The 10,014-nt window shown below is 53.3% G+C and carries 7 protein-coding genes; 2 read left to right on the top strand and 5 right to left on the bottom strand.

The genetic code is table 11. The annotated features are described in order from the left end of the window. Positions 1–3: 3 nt before the first annotated feature. From C7433_RS16580 to dhaK, 4 genes are all read right to left on the bottom strand, one after another. A complete protein-coding gene (locus C7433_RS16580) occupies positions 4–1,668 on the bottom strand; it encodes a ShlB/FhaC/HecB family hemolysin secretion/activation protein (RefSeq protein WP_110268578.1) in 1,665 nt (554 codons plus the stop codon). A 440-nt stretch (positions 1,669–2,108) separates the two neighbouring features. Next, a complete protein-coding gene (gene dhaM / locus C7433_RS16575) occupies positions 2,109–3,530 on the bottom strand; it encodes a dihydroxyacetone kinase phosphoryl donor subunit DhaM (protein ID WP_110268577.1) in 1,422 nt (473 codons plus the stop codon). A gap of 10 nt (positions 3,531–3,540) precedes the next feature. Next, positions 3,541–4,173 (bottom strand): dihydroxyacetone kinase subunit DhaL, encoded by a 633-nt coding sequence (gene dhaL, locus C7433_RS16570; protein ID WP_006118067.1) that lies wholly within the window; start codon positions 4,171–4,173, stop codon positions 3,541–3,543. A gap of 10 nt (positions 4,174–4,183) precedes the next feature. Next, positions 4,184–5,254, bottom strand: coding sequence for a dihydroxyacetone kinase subunit DhaK (gene dhaK, locus C7433_RS16565; protein WP_110268576.1), 1,071 nt, complete (start codon positions 5,252–5,254; stop codon positions 4,184–4,186). 586 nt (positions 5,255–5,840) lie between these two features. Here dhaK and C7433_RS16560 point away from each other — a divergent pair. Both C7433_RS16560 and dhaR read left to right on the top strand, forming a co-directional pair. Further along, entirely contained in the window at positions 5,841–6,938 is a 1,098-nt protein-coding gene (locus C7433_RS16560; RefSeq protein WP_033738579.1) for a glycerol dehydrogenase, read from the top strand. Between the two features lie 101 nt (positions 6,939–7,039). Beyond that, entirely contained in the window at positions 7,040–8,956 is a 1,917-nt protein-coding gene (dhaR, locus tag C7433_RS16555; RefSeq protein WP_033738576.1) for a dihydroxyacetone kinase operon transcriptional regulator DhaR, read from the top strand. Between the two features lie 66 nt (positions 8,957–9,022). Here the strand turns inward: dhaR and lpxO are convergent, their stop codons facing one another. Beyond that, positions 9,023–9,931 carry a lipid A hydroxylase LpxO gene (gene lpxO / locus C7433_RS16550; protein ID WP_033738574.1) on the bottom strand — a complete coding sequence of 303 codons (909 nt, stop codon included), beginning with the start codon at positions 9,929–9,931 and terminating at the stop codon, positions 9,023–9,025. Positions 9,932–10,014: the final 83 nt, after the last annotated feature.

The following is a 10,014-nucleotide window of genomic DNA, read 5'->3' as shown; positions in this document are numbered from 1 at the left end:
TTTTTAGAAAACCAGCCCGACGCGGGCGTAGATGCTGACGTGATCCGGCTGGAGATAGCCGGGATAGCTGAGCGGAATGCCCACGGTGTACTGGGTGTAGAAATACTGGTTACGGGTCCCCAGGCCGACGGCGCTGCCCCATATCGTGCCCGTAAACTGAGGGTTCAGCGGATCGCTTCTCAGCCAGCCCCCGTCGACCGCCGCCAGTGCGGTGACGTCACCCAGTCCCGGTAAGGTAAACAGGCTGTAATCAAGCTCATTACGTAAATAACCGCCGACATCACCCGACAGATACTGCTCTTTGAAACCGCGCACGGAACTTTCGCCGCCGATCGTCAGGCGTTCACTGCCGTAGAGCGTGTCCGGTGACCACTGCCCGTAAAGGCTGCTGAGCCACCACAGTTTTTGGGTGAGCGGTTTCTGGTAGCTGGCACTGATGCTCCATTTGCGAAATTCCGCTTTCGGCAGGCTGCCGTTTTTGCCCGCATCGCTCTCGGCATCAAACCACGGCATACCGCGGCTGAAGGTGGGGTTCAGGGTGGCGACGCCACCGGCAATTTTCTGCGTATGGTTCAGGCCAAACTGCAGGCTGGTTAATTTACGGCTGCTGCTCACTAACGGCGCGTCATTGAGCCAGTTATGGCTGGAATAGTGATTCAGGCCTGCCTGTACGCCGGTTTTCATATCGCCGTTGCGAAACAGCACCCACGATCCATTGAGACGGTGCGCGATATTGTCGCCGTTGCTGAACCAGGTAAAACCGTTGTTGATAAAGTGGCTGTGGTAGTTGCTCCAGCTGTAGCTGTAATCCAGCAGGCCATAACCATAAGGCACGCTGACGCCGGCCTGCAGATTCTGGGCGTCACGCCAGCGGCTGAAGGCACTGCTGCGTCCGCCGCTCACAAACCAGCGATCCGCCAGCCCCAGCAGGTTGTTTCCCGTCAGTGAAGTCGTAAGCTGCCCGACGCCGGTCGTTCTCTGCCCGCTGTTATCAAAACCCAGCGTCATGCTGAGCGGAAATTCAGGCTTTGCCGTTAAGTTAACAATGGAATAACCCGGTCTGGGCGAGGGCTGAATTTCAATCTGCACAGGCACCGTTCTGACACGGTTAATCTGTTCCATGCCCTGTTCTATATCGCGCAGGTTAAGTATTTTTCCCTCCATTCCCGGAAAAACCATACGCAATATACGTGGATGTTTACCGTCCAGAATAATGGTGTCCAGTTTGCCTTCGAGCACAGGAATAATAAGCTGGCCGGTGGTAAGATCCTGTTCTGTTAAAAAGGCGCGGCTGGTAATATAACCCCTTTGCATATACCAGTCGGAAATGGCATGCACCAGCGCATTAATTTGCGTTAAGTTCAGGCAGTGATTGACGTAAGCAGATGTAAGCGCGGCCTGTTGACGCTCAGAAAGCAAGGTCGCATTACGGATGACAATCTGATGGACAGGAAAGCAGCGGCCGGTCGCACCGGTGCGCGGCGCCGGTGCAGGCTGAGGGGACAGCGCCTGCCAGAGTGCATCACGCTGCTGCTGGTCCTGTTGCAGGCGTTGCTGTTGCTGATTCTGGAGATAATCGCGATCGCCCGGCGTTAAGGGATCAGCCCACGCCGTTGCGGAGATCAGTAAAGCGCTTAACGCCAGCCACGTCCCTGTTTTTATTCTCATTGGATTGCCTAATGAAAAGAAATGTAAGTTTTTTGTAAGCAAGCGAAAGCATAATATCACCTGAACTATTGGAAAATTCCTGATAAAAAGAAAAAACGACAATGTATTGCTTATTTAATTTACTAAGCGAAGCGCGGGCGACTTAATGCAAATTAAAAAATAAAAACCGTGACTTAAATAAAACGCAATCCTGCAGCTTTATTTTTCCGTCAGGTAAGTATGAAATTTTCAGGCAGATTTGCTTTTATCTGGCGCTTTTCAGACACATTAACTTAAGTTTCTGGTTTGAAATGTAAGCATTTTTTAGCGCACATTTCGTGCGAAAAAAATGCGTCGTTTGAAAAGGGAAAGGCGTGAGAAAACAGGATGCTCTGGAAAGTTGGGTTATTTTAGCGCGAAATTAAGCCCCCGAAGACCTCATCAGGGGCGAATGAAAAGCGCTAAAGACTTCTGATCTGTTGCCCGGCGACATCTATCATCAGCCTGTCCTCTGGCTGAATGATATCCAGCATATCACCCTGCTGACAGAGAAAGGCAATACCGGCTTCGCGGGCAATAATGGCAGCGTGAGAGAGCGCACTGCCTTCCCGCAGGCAAATGCCTTTTATCTGCTTCACATCCAGACTGGCGACCGCAGAGGGAAAGATGTCATCGGCAATCAGAATCGCGGGGACATCCGGTGTTGGAAGCGTAATCTCACGACCGCTAAGGTGACACAGGGTGCGGTGCAGGATGTCTTGAATATCGATAAATCTCGCCTGCAGGTAAGCATCATCCAGTTGCCGGTATTGCTGACTTAGCGCCATGAGCACCTCATACCAGGCGGATTCGGCACAGCACCGTGCCGCACGAATCTTCTCGCAGGCTTCATCAAACATATCGGCATCATCCAGCAACGTGTGATGCCCGGCGAAAATAGCGGCTACCGCCTCGCCATAATTCGCTTCTGCCCGTTTATGCAGCGCATCCAGATCACAGAGAGTGTCAGCGATTGCCTGCTTCAGCCGTCGGCATTCCTGCTGCTCATCGGCACATGGACGCCGGTCAGGCTGCGCCAGCGGCAAGGGATAAAACACCGCTTTACCCTGCACCTGTCCCGTGTCCGGTACCGTTGTCCTGAGCGACATCGTTTCAGGTTGCTCGCCAAAATTTTCCGCTGCCAGAGAGGTGAACGCTTCCAGCGCAGCGCCCGCTTCGGGGCCACGTGCCGACAAGGTAATCTGATCGTTACAGCGCACCTGCAGCAGAGCAATCTGGTTGAGACTGTCTGGCGTGACACACTGGTTATCTTTTTTCAGTACCAACTCCGCATCAAAGCCAGCCAGCGTGGTCACAAGCCGTGAAGCAGGACGGACGTGCAGGCCATGGTGATTTTTTACGGTCACCGTGACCGATTGTGCGTCCTCGTGTGGGTTAACGGTGACGACGCTGGCAACGGCACTATCAGGTGCAATACCCAGTTGTGCCTGCTTCGCCTCCAGCGCCTTCATGGCCACCGTCATCACCTTTTCGATATCGGCACCCGCCGCCGCACTGACGGTTGCCGCCAGCGTACCTTCCACCAGCGGTGCAGCACACAAACGCACTTTGGCCGCAATGGCAGGATCAAGCAGCTCAAGCGCCGTTTCTGCACTTAACAGCGCACTTCCCATGTCCATCATGACCAGAACATGATCCGCATCTGCCACCGATTCGATCGCCGCCATCACTTTCACGGGATCCGTGCCAATGGGATGATCAGGATCGTCAATGCCGGCAGCGACCGCCAGCTTGCAGCGATCGCCGGTTAACATTTGTCGCGCCAGCATCTCCACGCCGTTACCCAGCAACGCACTGTGTGACACGATCACCAGATTTACCATGTGCTTCTCCTTAAGCTTTGGCGGCGGCAGCCAGCATCTGCATCATAAACATCACCGATGTTGCCCCCGGATCCTGATGACCAATACTGCGCTCTCCCAGGTAACTGGCGCGGCCTTTGCGGGCCTGCATTGTAATGGTGGCGTGAGCGGCCGTTTCTGCCTGCTCGCAGGCGGCATCCAGCGCGGCGATGACCGACATATTTTGCTCACTGGCGTGCCGCAGTGACGCCACCACCGCAAGCCAGACATCACACATCGTTTTATCGCCGGGTTCCGCTTTTCCTCGATTCACCACGCCTTCGGCCCCTTCGCGTATCATTTGATACAGCTCTTCCAGCGTCAGGCTCTGGTGTGCCTGTGTGACCTGCGCCGCCCGGATAAAGAAAGTGCCAAACAACGGCCCGCTGGCACCGCCCACATTGGAAAGCAGCGTCATGCCGGTATTTTTGAGGATAAAGCCAATATCCTTATCGGCAATCGCGGGCAGCTTCTCGACCACCTTACTGAAACCCCGGTGCATATTTAAGCCGTGATCGGCGTCGCCAATTTCGCGATCCAGGCCGGTGAGAAAATCACTTTCACGGGTAAAAACTTCACCACAGCGGTAAAGCCAGTTCACAATTTGGGCGCGGGTAAGTGACATGTCGAACTCCTTAACAGCCCCAGTTCAGGGCAGGTGTGTGTACCGGGGCATCCCACAGTGACAGGGCCTCATCATCCACGCTTAACAGCGTGATGGAAAAGCCCACCATATCCAGCGACGTGCAGTAACTGCCCACCAGATTTCGCGCGATAGTGATGCCGCTTTCGTCGCAACGCTGAGCCAGGCGGTTATAAACACCATACAGTTCTGACAGTGGCGTAGCGCCCAGATTATTAACCAGCGCAATCACACGATCGCCGCGGGTTAATGCCTGCTTACTGTGTTTAACCTCTTGCCAGCTTCCGCTGTTTTGATCCCAGTGACGTAGGGTACGGCTGTAGTTGCCATTCTCCAGCAGCGTGTCGAACATCTCATCGACCGTCTTGTCCAGCGAGGTAAAAGTACGGCGGTCGATGCCGGGTTCGCCATGAATCCCTACACCGAACTCCATTTCGTTGTCCTGAAGTTCGAACGAGCGTTTGCCGGCGGCGGGCACGGTACAGGCGCCTAACGCAATACCGATCGAGTGGCCCAGGTTATTGAGTTTACGTCCCAGCGCCGCACAGGCTTCCAGTGAATCGCCCCGCTCCGCTGCGGCGCCAAGCAGTTTTTCAATCAGTACCGTATTCGCCACACCACGTCGTCCTGTCGTGTAGAGACTGTCTTTTACGGCCACGTCATCGTCAACCACCACTGTGGTGACTTTTACACCGCTTTCGTGCAGCAGCTCGGTGGCGGTTTCGAAGTTGAGAATATCACCGGTGTAATTTTTGACTATCATCAGTACGCCTTCACCACCGTCAATTTTCATGGCGCATTCATACATTTTATCCGGCGTTGGCGAGGTGAAAATCTCACCCGGGCAGGCACCCGAAAGCATGCCCGGACCAATAAATCCGCAGTGCATCGGTTCATGGCCGCTTCCGCCGCCCGACAGTAAGGCAACCTTTCCGGCGACAGGCGCATCGGCGCGCGTCATACAAACTGGATCCTGATGCAGCGTCAGTTCAGGATGGGCACGAGCGAAGCCTGCAAGTTGTTCACTCAATACATCTTCCACACGATTAATCAGCTTTTTCATGGGTATGCTCCGTTAGCATCGGTTTGCCGCCGCTCTTGCCTCAGCAAAAGGGACAGCATTATCAGGAGAGCGAGACGGCGAAAAGCAGCGCGTCGGTGGAGTGATTCTTACGGAGTCGACAGGAAAAAAAATGCCCCTCTTCAGCGTTCCATAAGGGAACGTTTTGCTGCGTTATTATGTTTCGTTATGAAACGTTTTATCGCACTTACGGCGAAAAATGAGAGGCAAAGCAAGAAATCGGGATCGTTGCATGTGATCGATCTGTCTGAGCGATAAGCGTTTTATCCCCTCAGGCTGGCGCGCAGTCGCGTCCTTCCTCTCACATGGGTTCCGGGTAGTCTCTTAACCGCTAAGAGGCGATCGCGATCGCAACATGGCTTTTCGAGCGCGTTTATTGTTTCAGGATGGAACATAACTGGCCGTATGGCGTTCCATATAAGAACGTTGGCGTCAAAAATATTTCCCCTCACCGTTGATCGTAAAGTGAGTCGCGTACGCCGGTCATCATCCGGCTCACATCGCCAACTGAGCCAGAAAGATGCGCGCGTTCATCTTGCGAACATGTTCTTACTTGAGGGTGAAAGGAATGCCAAAAATTATTCAGTCTCCAGCGAAATATATTCAGGGCCCCGATGCCTTGTTGTCCTTTGGGGAATATGCCAAAAACCTGGCAAATCATTTTTTTGTGATTGCCGATGACGTTGTGATGAAACTGGCGGGCGATCAGGTCCTGTCCGGCCTTGCCAGCCACAGTGTGACCTGCCATGCCGAACGCTTTAACGGGGAGTGTTGCCGGACGGAAATAGAACGCCTGATGGCCCTTGTCGAACAGCATGGCTGCCGGGGCGTGATCGGACTGGGTGGGGGGAAAACGCTGGACACCGCTAAAGCCGTCGCCTGGTATCTGAAACTGCCGGTGGTGGTGATCCCGACCATCGCGTCGACGGATGCGCCCACCAGCGCGCTGTCGGTCATTTATACCGAATCCGGTGAGTTTGCTGAGTACCTGATCTATCCCAAAAACCCTGACATGGTGGTCATGGATACTACAATCATTGCCAAAGCCCCGGTTCGCTTACTGGTCGCCGGTATGGGTGATGCCCTGTCGACCTGGTTTGAAGCAAAAGCCTGTTATGACTCGGGCGCAACCAGCATGGCGGGAGGGAAATCGACCGCGGCCGCGTTAAGCCTGGCGCGTCTGTGCTACGAGACGCTTCTGGCTGAGGGCGAAAAAGCGCGCTGTGCAGCCCAGGCGGGCGTCGTCACGGAAGCCCTGGAACGTATTGTGGAAGCCAACACCTATCTGAGTGGTATTGGTTTTGAGAGCAGCGGTCTGGCTGCCGCTCATGCGATTCACAACGCATTTACCGTGCTGGAAGAGTGCCATCATCTTTATCATGGCGAAAAAGTGGCGTTTGGTACGCTCGCGCAGTTGGTACTGCAAAACAGCCCGACAGATGAGATCGAAACCGTGCTGAACTTCTGCCAGAAAGTGGGCCTGCCTGTCACGCTGGCACAGATGGGAGTGAAACACGGCATTGAAGAGAAAATAAGCGCGGTTGCCCATGCGGCCTGCGTGGAAGGCGAAACCATCCACAATATGCCGTTCCCGGTTACACCGGACAGCGTGTACGCAGCCATTGTGACTGCGGATCTGCTGGGGCAGCAGTGGCTGTCACGTTAGCCGACTGCCGGTAACCGCTGGCCCGGGTATCACGGGCACCAGGCGTCCCTCTGACCGGATCTGTCAGAGGGATTTTCTATGGTTTTCTGGCGGAAAACGTGATGACGGGTTTACCTCCCCATAGCAATAATGACGGTTCAGTGGTGATTACGCAGTCATGGCAGCGCTGCAGTAAATATATGCAACGCGATAACTGGCAGACGCCACACCAGGCGCAGGGCCTGACCTATGAATCCATATGTCGACGTAAAGCCGCGTTGATAACCCTCGGTCAGGCGACGCTGGAGGATGCATGGGAATACATGGAAAACCGTGCCTGTGCGCTGCTCATTCTGGACGAATCAGCCTGTATTCTGACCCGCTGCGGCGCGCCTGAAACGCTGATGCAGCTTGACGCATTAGGCATGCGGGATGGCAGCTATTGTGCGGAAAGCATTATCGGTACCTGTGCCTTATCGCTGGCGGCGCTTGAAGGTCAGCCCATTAAGACCCACGGCGAACAGCACTTCAAACGGGCCCTTCATCCCTGGTTTTTCTGCTCAACTCCAATATTTGATAATCATGGTCGCTTATTTGGCTCCATTTCTCTGGCCTGCCAGGACAAGACGCAGGCATCGTCAGATCTTTCTCTGACGTTAGCCATTGCCCGTGAAGTGGGCAACTCGTTACTGACGGACACTTTGCTTACCGAGTCTAACCGCCATCTGAATCAACTCAATGGCCTGCTGGAAAGCATGGATGACGGCGTGATGGCCTGGAACGAGCAAGGCGTGTTGCAGTTTCTCAACGCCCGGGCCGCACGGATGTTGCATCTGAATGCGCTGACCAGTCAGGGAAAAATGCTGGCGGATTTGGTGACCCTGCCTGCCCTGTTGCGTCGGGCCATCACCCAGGTTCAGGCGCTGAAGCATGTAGAAGTCACGTTTGAAAGCCAGCACCAGTTTGTGGATGCCGTCATTACGTTGAAACCGATTGTTGAACCCCAGGGCAACAGTTTTATTTTGCTGCTTCATCCGGTTGAGCAGATGCGCCAGTTGATGACCAGTCAGTTAGGCAAAGTCAGCCATACGTTTGAACAAATGCCTGAAGAAGATGCGGAAACACGACGTTTGGTTTGTTTCGGCCGTCAGGCCGCAAAAGGCCGCTTTCCGGTCTTACTGTGTGGGGAAGAAGGCGTGGGGAAAGAGCTACTCAGCCAGGCGATTCATAATGAAAGCGACCGGGCGAGTGGTCCCTACATTGCGGTTAACTGTCAACTTTATGCCGACAATTCTCTGGGAGAGGATTTTACAGGCAGTGCGCCTGGCGAGGATGAAGATGGCCGGTTAAGCCGACTGGCGCTGGCCAGCGGCGGCACGTTGTTTTTGGAAAAGATTGAATATCTGACTCCCGCTCAGCAGTCTGTGCTGCTTCAGGTCATCAAACAGGGCGTACTGACCCGGCTGGATGCCCGGCGGCTTATTCCTGTTGATATCAAAGTGATTGCCACGACGACCACTAATCTGGCCCATCTTGTGGGACAGAATCGTTTTAGCCGTCAGCTTTATTACGCCTTACATTCCTTTGAAATTGCCATACCGCCTCTGCGGGCGCGCCGTCACAGCATTCCCTGTCTCATTAACAACCGGTTGCGCAGGCTGGAAAAGCGGTTTTCATCACGTTTTAAAGTGGATGACGAGGTTATCACGCAGTTAATGCAGTATGGATGGCCAGGCAATGACTTTGAGCTCAACAGCGTAATCGAGAATATTGCAATCCGCAGTGAAAATGGCCATATCCGGCTAAGCAACCTGCCTGAATCACTGTTTTCTGAACAGGCTGATAATACTGCCGGCACGGCGTTGTTGCCGGATGATTTGTCTTTTCGCGCCATTGAAAAAGAAGCGATTCTTCAGGCAGCCCGAATGACGCACGGCAAGGTACAGGCTATGTCGGCGATGCTGAATATTGGACGCACCACCTTATGGCGAAAAATGAAACACTATGCGATTGATGCCAGTGAGTTCAAACTAAAGTAAGGGCTGTCGGTTATATTCGCCAGCCGATGAGGCGGTCAGTCTGCGCCTGACCGCCTTGTTATTTTGCTACATCATACCCGGGACAATGATTGCCAAAAAGATCAGGGCAATTAAGCTATGTTTTACCCAGTAATAAAGGGTCCGGTTACGCTTTTTCAGCTTCTGTCCGGCATCGCGAACAGCATTAACGTATTTAAAAATCCGGTTAATGAATCCCGTTTTGTCATTTTCATCATTGGGCGAGGCGGCTGCCGACATTAACGTATTGCCAACCCAGTGATTAACCGCCTGTGCCCAGCGCCATTTCATCGGCCGCTCAATATCGCAGAACAGAATAATGCGCGTTTGCTCGCTTTCATTCTGCGCCCAGTGCACATACGTTTCGTCAAAAATCACCGCCTGACCATCGCGCCAGCTATGGCGCTGGCGATCCACTTCGATAAAACAACGGTCGTCATTGGGCGTCACCAGGCCAAGGTGATAACGCACCGATCCCGCGTAGGGATCGCGGTGTTTACCTAAATGACTGCCTGCAGGCAGTTCTGCAAACATAGCCGCTTTGATGGACGGGATCTGACTCACCAGTGCCGTGGTCACAGGACACAGCTGCTGTGCTGAAGGGTGCACATCGCTATACCACTTAAGGTAAAAACGTTTCCAGCCACGTTTAAAGAAGGTGTTAAAACCTGCATCATTATGGCTTTGTGCCGCTTTGATGTGATCCTGAAGCCGTATCGCCTCCTCACGGATAACCTCCCAGTTATCGGTAAGCTGACGAAGTTCAGGAAAATCATCCGTCGGGAAATAAGGCTGTTTTGCCGGCAACCTGGAGAAGCCCGTCATAAACATATTGATGGGCGCCATAAAGGTCGAGTGATCAAATAACTGACGTGAAAACTTTTGCTTTTCTACACCGCGTGAGTGCGCATAGATAACGCTAATAATAAAAATACCAATGATAATGGCAGCCACCATACAACGTGTTCCTTGTGTTGCAAGAATGGAGTGTTTCTTGCGAAGAGTTATTGGGACTTTAATTTTTAGTATTGAAACGTAAA

Source organism: Pantoea sp. PNA 03-3, assembly GCF_003201175.1.
GTDB lineage: Bacteria > Pseudomonadota > Gammaproteobacteria > Enterobacterales > Enterobacteriaceae > Pantoea > Pantoea stewartii.
This window is presented reverse-complemented; position numbering and strand designations above follow the sequence as displayed.

What these genes read in the sequence shown, in the direction of transcription:
- C7433_RS16580 (WP_110268578.1), bottom strand. Translation starts at nt 1,668, where the DNA reads ATGAGAATAAAAACAGGGACGTGGCTGGCGTTAAGCGCTTTACTGATC.
- dhaM (WP_110268577.1), bottom strand. Translation starts at nt 3,530, where the DNA reads ATGGTAAATCTGGTGATCGTGTCACACAGTGCGTTGCTGGGTAACGGC.
- dhaL (WP_006118067.1), bottom strand. Translation starts at nt 4,173, where the DNA reads ATGTCACTTACCCGCGCCCAAATTGTGAACTGGCTTTACCGCTGTGGT.
- dhaK (WP_110268576.1), bottom strand. Translation starts at nt 5,254, where the DNA reads ATGAAAAAGCTGATTAATCGTGTGGAAGATGTATTGAGTGAACAACTT.
- C7433_RS16560 (WP_033738579.1), top strand. Translation starts at nt 5,841, where the DNA reads ATGCCAAAAATTATTCAGTCTCCAGCGAAATATATTCAGGGCCCCGAT.
- dhaR (WP_033738576.1), top strand. Translation starts at nt 7,040, where the DNA reads ATGACGGGTTTACCTCCCCATAGCAATAATGACGGTTCAGTGGTGATT.
- lpxO (WP_033738574.1), bottom strand. Translation starts at nt 9,931, where the DNA reads ATGGTGGCTGCCATTATCATTGGTATTTTTATTATTAGCGTTATCTAT.